Origin of the sequence: Actinomyces graevenitzii C83 (assembly GCF_000239695.1) — a bacterium.
GTDB classification, from domain to species: domain Bacteria; phylum Actinomycetota; class Actinomycetes; order Actinomycetales; family Actinomycetaceae; genus Actinomyces; species Actinomyces graevenitzii.
In genome coordinates this window covers 137,192-153,183 of sequence record NZ_JH470339.1, presented here as the reverse complement: position 1 = coordinate 153,183, position 15,992 = coordinate 137,192, and the positions used below count along the sequence as shown (strand labels likewise).

Annotated in this window: 11 protein-coding genes and 2 pseudogenes; 3 read left to right on the top strand and 10 right to left on the bottom strand. The window is 56.7% G+C overall.

Annotation, left to right across the window (positions count from 1 at the left end; genetic code table 11):
* Both HMPREF0045_RS08280 and HMPREF0045_RS11375 read right to left on the bottom strand, forming a co-directional pair.
* Positions 1-359 (bottom strand): annotated as a pseudogene (locus HMPREF0045_RS08280) (ISL3 family transposase); the annotation flags it as partial.
* A 57-nt stretch (positions 360-416) separates the two neighbouring features.
* Positions 417-668: a helix-turn-helix domain-containing protein gene (locus tag HMPREF0045_RS11375; protein WP_146002475.1), complete on the bottom strand. Its 252-nt coding sequence runs from the start codon at positions 666-668 to the stop codon at positions 417-419.
* A 372-nt stretch (positions 669-1,040) separates the two neighbouring features.
* Between HMPREF0045_RS11375 and HMPREF0045_RS10245 the strand changes: the two are divergent.
* Positions 1,041-1,290 (top strand): annotated as a pseudogene (locus tag HMPREF0045_RS10245) (transposase); the annotation flags it as partial.
* Positions 1,291-1,538: 248 nt separating this feature from the next.
* Here HMPREF0045_RS10245 and HMPREF0045_RS10570 read toward each other — a convergent pair.
* The 3 genes from HMPREF0045_RS10570 to guaA form a co-directional block, all read right to left on the bottom strand.
* Positions 1,539-2,483 (bottom strand): DUF6414 family protein, encoded by a 945-nt coding sequence (locus tag HMPREF0045_RS10570; protein ID WP_005987398.1) that lies wholly within the window; start codon positions 2,481-2,483, stop codon positions 1,539-1,541.
* 63 nt (positions 2,484-2,546) lie between these two features.
* Entirely contained in the window at positions 2,547-3,554 is a 1,008-nt protein-coding gene (locus HMPREF0045_RS09810) for an exonuclease domain-containing protein (protein WP_005987397.1), read from the bottom strand.
* A gap of 249 nt (positions 3,555-3,803) precedes the next feature.
* Positions 3,804-5,390, bottom strand: a complete 1,587-nt coding sequence (gene guaA, locus HMPREF0045_RS08260; protein WP_005987395.1) for a glutamine-hydrolyzing GMP synthase — start codon at positions 5,388-5,390, stop codon at positions 3,804-3,806.
* Positions 5,391-5,907: 517 nt separating this feature from the next.
* On the opposite strand from guaA, the gene HMPREF0045_RS08255 reads away from it, so the two are divergent.
* On the top strand, positions 5,908-6,954 hold the full coding sequence (locus HMPREF0045_RS08255; protein WP_005987393.1) for a Gfo/Idh/MocA family protein: 1,047 nt from the start codon (positions 5,908-5,910) through the stop codon (positions 6,952-6,954).
* A 191-nt stretch (positions 6,955-7,145) separates the two neighbouring features.
* Positions 7,146-7,391 carry a hypothetical protein gene (locus HMPREF0045_RS08250; protein WP_005987392.1) on the top strand — a complete coding sequence of 82 codons (246 nt, stop codon included), beginning with the start codon at positions 7,146-7,148 and terminating at the stop codon, positions 7,389-7,391.
* A gap of 607 nt (positions 7,392-7,998) precedes the next feature.
* Here the strand turns inward: HMPREF0045_RS08250 and HMPREF0045_RS08245 are convergent.
* The 5 genes from HMPREF0045_RS08245 to iolB all read right to left on the bottom strand — a co-directional run bounded on the left by HMPREF0045_RS08245 (position 7,999) and on the right by iolB (position 15,990).
* Complete coding sequence (locus HMPREF0045_RS08245) at positions 7,999-9,144, bottom strand: zinc-binding dehydrogenase (RefSeq protein WP_005987390.1); 1,146 nt, start codon at positions 9,142-9,144, stop codon at positions 7,999-8,001.
* Positions 9,145-9,480: 336 nt separating this feature from the next.
* A complete protein-coding gene (locus HMPREF0045_RS08235; protein WP_005987388.1) occupies positions 9,481-10,764 on the bottom strand; it encodes an MFS transporter in 1,284 nt (427 codons plus the stop codon).
* Positions 10,765-11,200: 436 nt separating this feature from the next.
* Positions 11,201-12,703 (bottom strand): CoA-acylating methylmalonate-semialdehyde dehydrogenase, encoded by a 1,503-nt coding sequence (locus tag HMPREF0045_RS08230; protein ID WP_005987384.1) that lies wholly within the window; start codon positions 12,701-12,703, stop codon positions 11,201-11,203.
* Between the two features lie 256 nt (positions 12,704-12,959).
* Complete coding sequence (gene iolD / locus HMPREF0045_RS08225) at positions 12,960-14,867, bottom strand: 3D-(3,5/4)-trihydroxycyclohexane-1,2-dione acylhydrolase (decyclizing) (protein ID WP_005987382.1); 1,908 nt, start codon at positions 14,865-14,867, stop codon at positions 12,960-12,962.
* 253 nt (positions 14,868-15,120) lie between these two features.
* Complete coding sequence (gene iolB, locus HMPREF0045_RS08220; protein WP_005987380.1) at positions 15,121-15,990, bottom strand: 5-deoxy-glucuronate isomerase; 870 nt, start codon at positions 15,988-15,990, stop codon at positions 15,121-15,123.
* Between the last annotated feature and the right edge of the window lie 2 nt (positions 15,991-15,992).

Here is a 15,992-nt window from a genome sequence, read left to right as displayed (position 1 = left end):
ACCACCAGGCCCACCAGCGCCCAGCGCACCGCCGAGTGTGAGAGCTTGGCGCGTGGATCGGCCGCTTGGCTCATGTTTTGACGCCACACGTGAGCACACGTCTGGCAGCGGTAGCGGCGCACGCTCACGTGCAAGATCGTGGGGTGCCACCCGTAGGCTACGTGAGCCAAGCGCCTGATCACCGTGTCGCGTACGACGCCTTCGCCCCCACACTGTCGGCACCACCGGTCCTCACCCACTACCTTGCAGGCCAAGATGGTCCGATCGCCTCCTACACGCTGGCCCGTCACTTCCAGGCCCAGGTCATCCAGGCGTGTGAAGGTGCTCAGGTCAGGGCGATCAAAGGTAGTATTAGGCATGTCGAGGTCTTTCGGATGGACGGTGTAGGAACCCCCATCATCGGAAGACCTCGACCCCTACCCGGCCACGACACGCCGAACCCCGCATACCACCCCCACACCCTCAATTATGAAGAGCCCGATATACGGGCTATAAGAGCCACGCGTGATGCTATTGCGGGCTAGTTCCCTGCTCACGGTAGAAACAGAACGCCCTAAACGCTGGGCTATCTGACGCATCGAGATACCCTGCCTGTGCCAGTCAGCGATAAGCATCCGTTCTTTTAAAGACAAAAATCGTTTGTTTACCTGGCCAGGACGACAGTTCATGTACAGACGGTACCAGTCAGCTTGCGCAGCGATACTGGCACGCTCACACCTACCACTTGAACGCGTTCTACCGTTACGCCATACCTTGCCCGTACGTTTTGAAACACCTACCGCGTGGGCTGCTTGGGTAAAGTTCAAACCCTCAGCAAGAGCTTGTACATAAGCACGATGCCTAGCTTTACAAGCTTCGTGACGCAAGGGGTATTCCACCCCGTCATAAACACGCCCTAGATTAGCCACAACACACTCCAATCAATCAGACCGTGTTGCAACCACCACTAGAATCCAGCGTCATGGACCCCTTCCACGTCGTACACCTTGCCGGGGATGCTCTCGGCGAGTGCCGCAGGCGCACCGGGCAATAACTTCACCATCGGCGCGGGTGTCCCTCGCTCCCTCACGGAGATCGTCACGCTGGGCAGGACACTCAAACGCCGATCCAGGGGCATCCTGGCCTACTTCGACCACCCCCACACCAGCAATGACCCTACCGAAGCCATCAATGGCCGCCTTGAACACCTAGGCGGCTGTGCCCTCGGGTTTGCGAAACCTCACCAACTACATCACCCGAGCACTCCTCGAAACAGGCGGCTTCAGACCCCAACTACACCCTCAATTATGAAGAGCCATTAAAGTAAGAGCCTCCTCGATAAATTCATCTAGCTACGGTTTCCATCCTGCATTTGAGTTACACATCCGCCCATAAGTGAAGTTTTTTTTGACATAGTCAGTTTCCAGATGATTTGCTCTAACCATGTTGCATGTGTAGTGACAAACCGACACGTGTAACTTTTATAAGAATAATCTATGCGATTTATGAACACCTCAGAAATATTCTGAGTTTGAACAATAATCGCACATTATATTATCTCACTTAGATTCATTCAATGGAGTATCTTGATATAGAGCAACAATTTCTAACTCATAGACAGGCGTTCCAGTTATTTCCGCCACAACCGTAGCATTCGGGCTAAACATATCCCCTTTTATTAAATCAGAGAACGGGCCAACAATACTATCCACCATATTCTGATCACGAAGTTTAGACAGAATACTATTTTTCATCAACCGAGTACCCTCAGGAAAGATTCTACGTACTTGCGCGAGACACTTGAAATCCGTATCGATCAAATCACTAATGGAGGACTGGTAAAAACAATCATCGCTTATATTACCGACTAATACAGCATTCTCTCGCTGACAAATAACCTCTTGACTACCAGCCAATTCACCAATAAACTTTGAGAACCTGTTTACTTCTCTTAAAACTCCATCGAACTCAGCTTTATTTGAGTTATTTCGCCCATTAGACCTACCTTTTCTATTTTGTTTATTAGAAGTATCTACCTCATTAGATAACCCTTGCGCACTTCTAATTAGCTCAACAATATTCTCCACCTCCGAAAACAATAATTTCATTGAATTAACCTTCAACTTTACCGGCTCTACTACAAAGCAGCCCGCTTTACAGTCATTCAAGCTTCGAATAAGCTTTCTCTCCGACATAGCACCCAACGCAAGAGAAAGCATAGAAGTTACGGTATGAACCCGCCTCGCAGTCGAAGATGAGTGGATTCCTTTACTAGTTTCAAACGATCCAGACAACTCACCGCCAAGGTTAAGGATTTTAAAACCATTACCCTTCACTTGGGCACCCGCTTTTCCAGAATGCTTTCTTTCTTCATTACTGGAAGTCTGAATCTCTTCATATTCAGGATAGCCCCCATTCAATAGGGCATATAGGTCAATAAGCCTAGGTTGATTAACATAATATGGAAAGAATACAGGAGAGTCGTTACAATTTTTGTTTTCCATAGAGACATCAATTCAGAACTTAAATCACCAAACAAAGGGCTCACAAATCATCCTGAGGTAATTCTACCTACCCTCAAGCAATTCAAAGAAGATACCCTCAGATATGGTTTGAGTGTTGATACCTTTACTCCGATTAGCCTCAGCTTTTTCTATATTCTTTGACCTCTTTTGTTTTTTGTTATTAAAACCATTACCGCCGATAATCAGATAATCGGTTTGCTGGGTTACACTATCCTGAGGTTCCCCGCCAATATTTTTTAGAAGCTGCATCGCTTCTCTTTTGGACATCGAAGTAATTTTCCCGGTAAACGCACAATATTTCCCAAAAAGGGGGCTATTTTCGTCAATAGCTTCGGGCTTGGCAATAATTTCCTTAGCCTTAACCTTCGAGGAACTCCCTTTACTGTTGAATGTTTTTTCATACTCAGCCTCGCTACCATATTCATCGATGACTATTCTCCGCATTAGAAAATAACATTCAACCGTGGCAGCTATATCAGAAGCAGCTCGATGCGCAGACTTATTAGTAACACCAAGATATTTGCACATGGCACTCAGCGTTCTCGAACCAGTAAATACGCGCCTCGCTACACTTATCGTATCAACATAGTCATTAGTAAGAGGTTTATCTAAAACTTTTTTATACGCACAATAAAGGAAGTCTACATCGAATGAAGCATTGTGAGCCAACAGAAGTGAGTCTTTTGCAAAATTTTCAAATTTTGGGATCACAGCATAGATAGAAGGAGCGTTTTCAAGCATAGAATCGGTAATGCCAGTCAACTCAGAGATTTCAGATTTTAGGCCATAACCAACGTTAACTAATGTTTCAAATTTATCGACTATTTGACCGTCTTTAATTTTGAGAGCGGCAATTTCGATAATATCATTTTGATCATTGCTAAATCCCGTAGTTTCGAGATCAACCGCAACGAACGTCATTGGAAGCTTGTGTAAAATCTTGCCACAATCCACGTTAGTCTTAGATTTGGTGGGCATTATTTCTACCTTTCGTGCAACTTTGCCTTCAGCCTGCCAATGGAGAGAACTATCTACTTTGTTCTCAAGCATTGAGCACTTCCACTGACCATACTCATAATAACCTATACGAGCATCAACGCAAGACGATTTATATGGATTTTGCCTAGAAAGTTCTCAAAAATGGCCAGCACAGGTTTAGTTATTAACCTATCAATCGGACTATACATAAAGACTATTTATAGCTTAAAACAAAACGGCGCCCCGGGACTGACTCCCGGGGCGCCGTCGCTCCATTCACACGCGCTTACTAAATACGCGACTATAAATGGGCTTTGCTACTCACTCCCACTCAATGGTGCCCGGAGGCTTGGAGGTGCAGTCGAGCACCACGCGGTTGACCTCGGGGACAGTGTTGGTGATGCGGGTGGAGATGCGCGCTAGCACCTCGTAGGGCAGGCGAGTCCAGTCGGCGGTCATGGCGTCCTCACTGGAAACCGGGCGCAGCACGATCGGGTGACCGTAGGTACGCCCGTCGCCCTGCACGCCTACGCTGCGCACGCCAGCTAGTAGCACTACCGGGCACTGCCAGATTTCCTCATCCAGCCCGGCAGCGGTTAGCTCCTCACGGGCAATCAGGTCAGCGGCGCGCAGTACGCGCAGGTTTTCTGCGGTTACTTCACCAACAATGCGGATGCCCAGGCCGGGGCCGGGGAAGGGCTGGCGCGCCACGATCTTCTCGGGCACACCCAGTTCGCGCCCAATAGCGCGCACCTCATCCTTGAACAGCTCGCGTAGCGGCTCGATTAGCTCAAAGTCTAGGTCGTCAGGCAGGCCGCCCACGTTGTGGTGGCTCTTGATGTTGGCCGCACCCTCGCCACCACCGGATTCGACGACGTCGGGGTAGAGCGTGCCCTGCACCAGGAACTTAATCTCGCCACCGGCAGCTCCAACCTCCTCAATGACGCGGCGCTGAGCCGCCTCGAAGGAGCGAATGAATTCGCGGCCAATGATCTTACGCTTGGTTTCGGGATCGGTTACCCCGGCCAGGGCGGAGAGGAAACGCTCGGTTTCATCCACGGTGATTACGCGGATACCCATGCCCTCGGCGTAGTCGTGCTCAACCTGTTCGCGCTCACCGGCACGCAGCAGGCCGTGGTCCACAAAGATGCAGGTGAGCTGGTCACCAATGGCCTTGTGTACCAGCGCGGCGGCCACGGAGGAGTCCACGCCACCACTTAGGCCACAGATTACGTGGGCGTCACCCACCTGCTCGCGGATGCGCTCAACCTGCTCATCAATGATGTTGCCGGGCGTCCAGTCGGCAGCCAGGCCGGCGCCGTCGTAAAGGAAGTGCTCCAGGGCGCGCTGACCGAACTCGCTGTGCAGCACTTCAGGGTGCCATTGCATACCGAACAGGCGGCGGCTGCGGTCTTCAAAAGCGGCCACGGGGGTCTCGGCGGTGGAGGCGGTAACCACGAAGCCTTCAGGGGCGGACTGCACAGAGTCGCCGTGACTCATCCACACCACCTGGTTTGCGGGGGTGGAGGCAAACAGACAGGAGTTGGAGTCCACCTCGGCAGGGGTGTGTCCATACTCGCGGGTGCCGGTGCGGCCCACGCGCCCACCCAGGCCCTGCGCCATGGTTTGGAAGCCGTAGCAGATACCCAGGATCGGAACGCCAGCATCGAAAATGGCCGGGTCTACGCTCGGGGCGCCTTCCTGGTAAACCGAGGAAGGGCCGCCGGAAAGAATAATCGCCGCCGGCTCTTTAGCCAGCATGTCGGCGACGCTCATGGTGTGCGGGACAATCTCGGAGTAGACCTTGGCCTCACGTACACGTCGGGCAATTAGCTGCGCGTACTGGGCACCGAAGTCCACCACAAGAACCGGCTTGGGGCCGCCGGCGGGGCTTACAGAATCGGTCACCTTCTTAGGTTACCTGCCCGCCGCTAAAGTTTTCAGCCCTGTGCCCGACGCCGTCGCTCGCCTCCCGTCCAAGGCATAAGTTCCGCTTCCCTTACTCCCTGTTGCCACCGCGCCTCTCCTGCCCAGGGCGTAAGTTCCGCTTGTTCTGCTTTCCCGCGCCCGACGCCGCAAACACCCAAAACTCCCCAAAACCTACCCGCTGAGTTGCAATTTCTTGCAAAATCAAGAGCTATTAAAATAGAAGTTTTTCACCTTCGATTTATAGGCTTTACATAAGAATGCAGGCCACGACGGCTTGCAACGCTCCCCCTGACAGCTCCCTACAGACACGGACTTTTTGGCGCATTGACAAGGAAAACTGGCAGATAAATAATTTTAGTGAGGCGGGCTTCACAGCATCAGCACAGCTCCTGATCTTGTAACCAACCTCAAAATCGTGGTCGTTAATTCATTTAGCCTCCACCTGCCTCAATACTGCGACGCCTATCTAAAACCACTAGCAGAAAGGACTAACCCAATGGCAACCGTCGCGCTTTTGGGTGCAGGCTTCATTGGGAATCTCCACGCTGCCAACCTAGCCGTGCACCCGCACGCAGAACTGACCTGGGTGTTTGACCCTCAGAGCGAGCTGGCTAAACTAATCGCGCGCAAATATCACGGCATTGCCGCCTCTAGCGCCCGCCAGGTTTTTGTCGATCCCAGTGTGGATGCGGTAATCATCGCGTCCACCACTGACTCCCACGCCGAATTACTCGATCTTGCGTTAGAGCACCACAAACCTGTACTGGTTGAGATGCCTCTGACCACTTCGGCACTTAGCGGCAACGATTACGCCAAGCGCTTCACCGACGCACACCTGCTAGCCATGCCAGATCTGTGCCGGCGCTTTGCGCACAACTACATTCAGTTGCGCACCTGCATTTGTGACGACTCTTTGGGAGACATTGAGCTGTTGCAGATCTCCTCCCGCGGCATTTCCCTATCCCCTTTTGAAAACTATAGGCACCGCCAGGCCCGCCTGCGTGAGCGCCTGATTCACTTCTTCGACCTGGCCACCTGGCTACTTAACAGCCTGCCGGTGGATATTTACGCTGCCTCCAGCCGGCTTGAAGATGACCCTAGCTCCCCCATTAACACCTGCGTGGCCACACTACGTTTTGCCAACGGCGCCCTGTGCCAGTTGGACGCCTCCATGCGTGACGGCTTGAGCTATGACGAGCGGGTAGCCGCCCGTGGCAGTATTGCCGCTGCTGAGACCCAACGTGGTTCTGGCGTGGCACTGCGCCTCCATCAAACTCAACGCTCAGTAAAACACTACGTAGATGCCGATTGGCTTGAGCGCATCACCCCGATTTTTGCCAGCTCGTTAGAGAGTTTCCTGGGTGCTCTTGAGAGCGAGGAAACCCCACCAGCCAGCCTGCAAGACGCCGTCGTTGCGCAAGTGATCACACAGGCGTTCACCCAGTCACTAACTGAGGAGCGTCCAGTGCCATTCAATTGGAACAATCCCCTAGGTTTGTCAGTAGTAAAATCCGATTTTTTTGGCGCCCATCACACCGCCTAACACCAGTGCGCAACCGTATGTCATAGCTCACGAAAATTCGTGCATACAAATCTTTTCCAACCGGGTAATGTATTCATCAACAGCGAGATGCGAAACGTTTCGGAAGATTTTCTGAAACAGATTGCAGTAACTTGCTAGAGAGCTTGATCCCAAGCCTCCCAAATACATACAAACCCCTGGAGATAACGAAAATGACCGCCGTACTCGAAACCACCACCACCGCTACTTCCACCCAGTCCGTCGCCAAGAACGACACCCGCGACGCCGACCTCTACAGCTTCACCATGGCCATGGGCGCTATCGCCGTCATGGTTGTCCTGATGGCCCTAGTTGGCGCCGTCACCGGCACCGCCATCATCACCATCGCCGCCGGCCTAGTTGCCAGCGCCGCCACCTTCATCGGTGTGTACACCGGCATTAACCTGCTTAACCGCTGACTAAACCTCAGGTGGCTGGTGGCCACTGTAGTTAAATAGCCGCCGCCAGCCACCCTCCGGGGTTTCCTTCGCCCGGTAAATACGCGCCGCCCAGTGAATACGCCCCGCCCGATAAATACGCGTCAGCAGTAATCACCGCGCTTGGTAGTAAGCACCGCATTTGGCGGCAGACCTAAGCTTGGCGCCCAACTGAATATCCCAGGATGCCTCAAGCGTCCTTTTTGTTTAACTTTTGTGGGGTTTTTGTTTGAGCCTTGTGGGCGTCTTGTTAGGGCGTCCTTTTTGTCGCCTGCAGCTCTTTTTATTTCCGACGACGACGTCGCCCCCGCAGCCAGCGCCATCGCCCACAGCCAGCACGGCCGTCCAATTCATCCCCCAAACCACTCCCTGCGGCGCCAGATTCTAGGGCTCGCCAGAGACCAGATTCTAGAGCTTGTCAGAGACCACTACTCGCCAGAGGCCACTAGGGATAACTGCACAATAATCATGGCGTTAACAGCGCAGATAACAAGATACAAAAGTGCCCGGCACTTAATGTGCCGGGCACCGTCTAGCCTGTTAGCAATGGCCTGCTAGCAAGCAATGGCCTGCTAGCAGGCCAAAAGCGTCACAGCGACATGTCCACGACGGCGCGGCCCTGAACTTCGCGGTTACGCAGAGCCTCGTAGCCCTCGGCTACGTCCTCCAGCTTGTAGCGGCGGGTGACCAGGTCGTTGTAGTCGATTACGCCACGGGCGGCGAGGTCTACCACGGCCGGCAGGTCCTGGCGGGTACGAGCACCGTAGGAGCCCAGGATCTTCTGGCTGCGGCGCACAGTGCGGTTGATCTCAACGTCAGCGGTCTGGCGGCCGGCACCCAGGCCGATCGGAACCATGCGACCGCCGTCGGCCAGTACGTCCATGGCGGTGGCCCAGGTGGCAGGGATGCCCAGGGCTTCGAAAGCCACGTCTACACCCTTGCCATCGGTGAGCTTGAGGACCTCTTCGCGAGCGTTCTGCTTGACGGAGTTGACCACAGCGGTGGCGCCGAATTTCTTGACGGCTTCGAGCTTCTCGTCGTCGACGTCGATGGCGATTACCTGGCGGGCACCGAAAGCGTTAGCGATCTGGCAGATGTTGGAGCCCACGCCACCGGTGGCAACCACGGCCACGGTCTCACCAAAGCGCAGGTCAGCGCCACGACGCACAGCGCCGTAACCGGTCATGGCGGCGCAGCCCAGGATGGCGGAGGTAACCGGGTCAACACTGTCGGGCACGGGGGCCACGGCGGTAGCGGGGATTACGGCGTACTCAGCCAGGCCACCCATGGAGTACATGTAGATGGGCTCGCCGTCGAGGGACTCTAGGCGGGTCTTGCCGTCGTAGAGCACACCCTTTAGACGGTTTAGCTCAAAGAAGGGCTCACATAGCTCGTCGTGGCCGGAGTTGCAGTGGTGGCAGCGGCCGCAAGGCATTAGGAAGCCACCGGCAACCTGCTGGCCAACCTTCAGGCCGGTGAACTCGTTACCCGGGCCCAGCTCAACGATCTGGCCGGCGACTTCGTGGCCGAGCACAGCAGGCAGCGGGAAAGCGATGGCACCACCGATAACGTGCAGGTCAGAGTGGCACAGGCCGCAACCGCTAACCTTAACCAGCACCTCGCCGAAACCCGGGTGAGGGGTCTTAATGGTCTCTACCTGCAGTCCCACCTGCGGGTCGCGCAGCACCGCCGCACGCATAGTTTCGGGGATCTCAACGACGTTCTCGTTGGCCATTACGGCCCACCTCTCTGTGTGTTACGTATTTTGGGCACCTGCCGGTGCAATGGGTTTAGCCTACCCCAGCCACCCCGATTTGTCGTTACATATGGCTGCGAAATCGAGGATTTGCACTGTCAATTGCGCCGGCTAGGAAGTTCGTGCAACTTTTTGGGAAGTAGGTCCCAGCTGCGCAGTTCGCGTACGACGGCGCCGCACCAGCCCCAGCACCACACCCAGCTCAGCACCGCCCGCCGCAGCCGGCTCAGCGCAGCCCGCCACAGCCGGCACGCCGTCGGCCCCAGCCCGCAGCCGCCCCAGCCCCGCAGCCGGCACAGCGTCGTCGCCGGCAGATCACATACGCAGCTCACGGGGCATACGCACCATAACCAGCATGCATACCCACAGGTAGAACACAAACAGCGCCATTAGCAGCGATTTGAAACTAAATTCAACCGCCAACGCGGCCACACCCAGCACCACAAAGCGGGCCAGGGCATTAGCCAAAGCACTCTGAGCGCGCTGCCAGTTAACCAGCCACGGCGGCACGCGGGTATCAATAGCCCCGTGACAAGCCGGGTAAATCAGCCACCGCTGCACCGCCAAAGACGCACTCACCAGGATTATTAACAGCAGCCCACCCCAGGCATCTAAACCCAGCTTAGGCAGAGTGGCCAGGGCCGTCATCGAGGCTAAAACCAAAATAATGCAACCAAAAAGCACTCGCAGATAGCGCTGGCCCCATGAGCGAGTCACTATCACCCAGGCCACCGCCGAAATCAGGGCCAACCCCAGCGCAAACACGCCCACCGCCCAGCTAGCGGCGCCCGCGCTCACCAGCGCCAACGGAGTCAGCACCACTAGCGCCACCGCGCCCGGGCTTTCCTGAGCCAGCAGCAAAATCATGGCGGTTACCAGCGAGGAGCGCACCTGGGGCAGTTTCAGATCCGCCCAGCGCAGGGGCTGCTGCTCGGCCAGCATCTGGGAGTCCATACGAACCCAGTCAAGCTCGACGGCGGCCTCCAGCGGCCCGTGCAACGCCTTTAACGCCGCAAAGGCCTGCTCGTCGCGCCCCTTGAGGGCATACCACACCGGCGACTCCGGCAAAGTGGCCACCAGCAGCAACAATCCGGCGCTTAGCACCGCCAGCACCACCAGCGCGAAAGTAGGTGAATAACTGCCGGTAAATAGCCAGCCCGCCCAGGCCACCGCGATCCCCAGCCCGGCACCGATCCCAATAATGGCGGTTACCTGCGGAGTTAGTCGCCTATGCCCACGCAGCGACAGCTCATGCACACTGAAAGGGAAGTTAGCCCAGCTCATCCCATAGCCCAAGCCCATCAGCGCAAAGGCAATTAGCCGGGCCACGTGGTTATCAACCATGCCAACGCAGGCCCCGGTCAGCATAAATAAGGCCGCCATAAAGTTAATTGGGCGCCTGCCGGTAACTACCGCCAGGCGGGGCGTTACTAGCACCGCCAAGATTCCACTTAGGCACAGGCAGGCCACCATATGCCCCAGCCACTGCGGGTGGGCTAGCACGTAAACTGCGGCGACGGCGTCGACAGCTCCCAGCACCAGCCCGGTTAGCCAGGCATATACGCGCAAGTAAACCGGTCCAATATGGGCTAGTTTCAAGGCCATCCTCCTTTGGCGCTAGCACGCAAGCAACCCTGGCAAGACACTGGCAAGCAGGCGACGTTGCGGCTGTCGGTTGTATCTAGGAAATATATCGCGAGGGTTTTATCTGGACAAAACAATGGTTCGAGTGGCTATAGTCGCAGCCACCCGAACCATTGCATTTAAATCAGGCAATGGACACCAGCGCGTTGGCCAGCCACAGGCCTACAGCCGAACCGATGAAGGAGATACCACCGGAAACCACGTTCAGGCTGATAGCGTCTTCCATGGGCACGCCCGAGCGACGTCGTCGTTTTTACCCGAAAATACCCGTAACACACAAAACCTATCCTGAACTGCTTTTTAGACAGCTCAAGATAGGTTTTGTTACTTTTTATAGGACCTTATACCCTTTGTGCAACCTAAGCTGAATTAGGGTATTGGCACTTAGAAATCAGCCGTTGGTCGGGAAGTTCATGCCGACGTAGCCAACCTTCTCGCCACGCTTGGGCCAGCGAGTGGTGACAACCTTAGCCTTGGTGTAGAAGCGCACGCCCTCAGGGCCGTGGATGTGGGTGTCGCCCAGCAGCGACTCCTTCCAACCACCGAAGGAGTAGTAGGCCACGGGCACAGGAATCGGCACGTTGACGCCCACCATGCCGGCCTCAACCTCAACCGCGAAGTGGCGGGCGGTGTCGCCGTCGGAGGTGAAGATGGCCGAGCCGTTACCGTAAGGCGAAGAGTTAACGATCTCGATAGCCTCTTCGTAGGTGTCGGCGTGTACCACTACCAGCACCGGGCCGAAAACTTCCTCGCAGTAGATGTCCAGCTTGCGGTCAACGTTGTCCAAAATGGTCGGGCCTAGCCAGAAACCGTCGGCGTACTCTTCACCCTCGGGCTTGTAGCCGCGACCGTCTAGCACCACACTGGCGCCGTTAGCTTCAGCCTCGTCGATCCACTTGGTGATGCGCTGCTGGCTAGAGCGAGTGATAACCGGGCCCATTTCGCTGGCCGGGTCAGTGCCGGGGCCAACCACAATCTTTTCGGCGCGAGCCTTGATGGCCGGGACCAGCTTTTCCGCAATGCCGCCCACAGCCACGATTACCGGCAGGGCCATGCAGCGTTGACCGGCAGCCCCGAAGGCGCCGGCGCTGATGTGCTGAGCTGCGAACTCGATGTCGGCGTCGGGCATAACAATGGCGTGGTTGTTAGCGCCACCCAGGGCCTGCACGCGCTTGCCGTGAGCCACACCGGTGTCCTGCACGATGTGGGCCACCGGAGAGGAACCCACGAAGCTGATGGCGTCAATGCCGGGGTGGGTGAGGATGTCGCTTACCAGGTTGCGGTCACCAGCAATTACGTTGAACAGGCCGTCAGGTAGGCCGGCTTCCTGGTAGAGGCGAGCCACGAAGTGCGAGGCGCTGGGAACCGGGGAGGCTACCTTGAGGATGAAGGCGTTACCGGTGGCCAGGGCTACCGGGTGCATCCATAGCGGCACCATGGCCGGGAAGTTGAAGGGGCAAATGCCAGCGACGACGCCGACCGGCTGACGCATGGTGTGTACGTCTACGCCACTGGAGGCCTGGTCAGTGAATTCACCCTTGAGAGCAGCGTTAATGCCGCACACAAAGTCCACGGTTTCGCGACCACGGGCAATCTCACCCAGGGCGTCGCCGTGAGTCTTACCGCCTTCGCGCACGATAATGTCGGCTAGCTCGTCAGCGTGCTCGATCATGAGCTGACGGAACTTGAACATGATGTCTACGCGCTTAGCCAGGGAAACGCGGGCCCACTTGGCCTGGGCAGCTTTGGCTACCTCGACTACATGGTCCAGGTCTTCTTTGCTGGCCATGAGTAGTTCGTCAACAACCTTGCCGGTGGCCGGGTTTTCGACGGGAATGGTCTTGGTTGAAGAACCGGTGTAGGGCTTACCGTCCACCCAATGTGAAATCGCCATGATCTCCTCTTTCTACTGTTCTTCGACGAACAGCCGGTTAATTTTGTTAGGACAAATATAACACGCTTTGTGTCAGCTAGTCACTAACTTTCGCTCAGTCTCTGAGCCTTAAGCCCTAGTCTAGCGCATCAGCACCGAACTTAAAGACATTTATGACGCAATAGTGGGCCAGTACCCATTTTTGGATACTGGCCCACTACTAGCCACTCACGTGGCGTCGTCGCTAACCCGTAAGCCTAAGCTCACTAAAGAGTCATCACAGGTAGTGACGCTGGGGCTTGCGGTCGCGCACGTAGTCCTCGTAAGCCTTCTGGGTGGACTCTAGGCGAGAAACACCAGAGACTGCCACGTCCCACCAGCTGGAGCCGGGCGGGTTGGGGCCGTAGAGGTCGGTCTCAATGTGGATCATGGTGGCCTTGTCGCTAGCTTCAGCCTTGCGGTAGGCATCCTTGAACTCTTCGATGGTGGAGACCTTGATTACGTCAATGCCCCAGCTAGCAGCATTGGCGGCAATGTCTACACCAGGAATGTTCTGCTCATCTTCCAGGTGCGAGCCGGTGCCACGCTTGCGGTATTTGGTACCAAAGCGCTGGGAGCCGCGAGACTCAGACAGAGCTCCAATGGAGGCAAAACCGTAGTTCTGTAGCAGTACGTAGATGACCTTAATGCCTTCCTGGGCCACGGTGGCCAGCTCCATGGGCAGCATCTGGTAGGTGCCGTCACCAACAATGGAAACTACCTCGGACTGCGGGCGGGCCAGCTTGGCACCCAGGGCAGCGGGAATCTCGTAGCCCATGCAGGAGAAGGCGTACTCCACGTGGTACTGCACCGGGGTCTTGGCCTGCCATAGAGCCTGCAGGTCACCGGGCATGGAGCCGGCGGCGTTGATAACGATGTCCTCCTCGCCCAGCAGCTCGTTAAGGGCACCAAATACCTCAGTCTGGGCCGGCAGCGGGCCGTGGCCTAGGTGGTAGCACTTGTCTACCTTGGCAGCCCAAGCCTCACGCTCAGCAGCAATTTCCTCGCTGTAGGCGGCGTCAACGTGGTAGTCAGCCAGGGCTTCCTTGAGGGCAACTAGGGCCTCGCGGGCGTCAGCCACAACCATTTCGGCGCTCTGCTTGGCAGCGTCGAAAGCAGTTACGTTGATGTTCACGAACTGTACGTCGGGGTTCTTGAACTGGGTCTTGGAAGCGGTGGTGAAGTCAGAGTAGCGGGTACCGATACCGATGATCAGGTCAGCCTTGTCGGCCAGGTGGTTACCGCTGTCGCCACCGGTGGAGCCCACGCCACCCACGGAGCAGGGGTGGTCGTAGTTGATGGCGCCCTTACCGGCCTGGGTGTCAGCCACCGGGATGCCGGTAGCGGAGGCGAACTCACGCAGCTGCTCGGAAGCCTCGGAGTAGATGGTGCCACCACCGGAGATGATCAGCGGGCGCTTGGCGGCGCGGATCTTGGCGACGGCGCGCTCTAGGGCGGCCTTCTCGACGGCGGGGCGACGCACGTGCCACACGCGCTTGCGGAAGAACTCCAGCGGCCAGTCAAAGGCTTCAGCCTGTACGTCCTGGGGCATGGCGATGGTGACGGCGCCGGTCTCGGCCGGGTCGGTCAGCACGCGCATGGCGTTGAGCAGGGACGGGATCAGCTGCTCGGGGCGGTTGATGCGGTCAAAGAAGCGCGAGACCGGACGGAAGCAGTCGTTAACGGTCACCTCTAGGGTGGTGGGGTCCTCTAGCTGCTGCAATACCGGGTCCGGAATGCGGCTAGCGAACTGGTCGGAGGGGAATAGCAGTACCGGCACGCGGTTGGTGGTGGCCAGGGCGGCGCCCACAACCATGTTCAGCGAGCCCGGGCCGATGGAGGCCGTGCACATGTAGGTCTGCATGCGGTTGGTGGTCTTGGCGAAGGCGGCAGCAGCGTGTACCTGGCCCTGCTCGTTACGCGGCATGATGTAGGGCATCGGGTTTTCGCCCTCAACCGGGGCAATTTCGTTCTGCAGCAGTGCCTGACCGATACCAGCCACGTTACCGTGACCAAAGATACCGAAAGCGCCCGGGATTAGACGGTACTCAACACCGTCACGCTCGGAGTACTGGTTGGACAGGAAGCGAATGGTGGCTTGTGCGACGGTTAGGCGCACGGTGCCGGTGTAGGCTTCATTGCTCACGTTGGTTCTCTTTCTGTGGATCTACGCTTAGATTTGTTTATACATTAAGGGTATTGCTGTGGCCGGCACAATCAGACTTTTGTGCACCCGCTCAGCGACGCGCGTGCGCACTTGTCCAGCCCGGGACTGACATCCTAGCGGCCTTAGCTTGGGGCCCAAGCAGGCAATTTCTTGCTCTGTCAGGCCCCAATTTTTGCGCATTGACGCCGCCAATCCGGCTTAGTTGGCCATCTGACTTACTTAGTCATCCGGCCTACTTGGTCATCGGCAGGCGCGGGTCTACCTCCTGGCCTTCCCAGCTGGCGCGGATCCAGTGGTGGGCCGGGTCATCGGGAGCCAGCCACACTAGGTCCTCGCTGGGGCCAGCCATGACGTTTAGGTAGTACATGTCGTAACCGGGGGCAGCTACGCAAGGACCGTGGTAACCGTGCGGTACCAGGGCGGTGTCGCCGTCGTGAACCTCAGTACACAGGTCGATGGGGTGCTCAGGGGTGCCGTAGGTGCGGTGCAGACCAAAGCCGGCGCTGCCGTCAGGGCCAGAAGCAATCTCGAAGTAGTAGATCTCTTCTAGCTCACGCTCGTTTTCGCTGTGCTCGTCATGCTTGTGGGCCGGGTAGCTGGACCAGTTACCACCAGGGGTAATAACCTCGCAGGCCAGCAGGTGGGAGGTGGTTACGCCCTCCACAGCCAGGCAGTAGTTGTTTACCTGACGCGAACAGTCCCCCGCGCCGCGCAGGTCAATACGCACGGTCTCCTTGGGGTAGTAAGCGGTAGGCAGGTCCTTGGTGGCCACAGCCGAGGGGAAAGCAAAGCGACCACCGTCAGCGCTGGTGATGGTCAGCTCCTTGCCGCGCCCAACATAGAGGTAGTCGGTTACTGCCTGGAAAACCCCGGGGCGGCCGGCTAGCTCATAGTCGTGCCCATCCACGCTTACAGTGGCAGAACCGGCTAGGGGCAGCACCAACAGTTCGCTGTCGCCGGTCTCTAGAGCCTGGCTAGCGCCAGCTTCTAGCTCCACCACGCGCAAGCCGCTGTAGCCCCAGCCAGCCTTTTCGTGGTCAATGTCCACGGTGAACTGACCATGCCCACTAGTGCGGGCCGGAATGAAGATATCTGCACTCATGT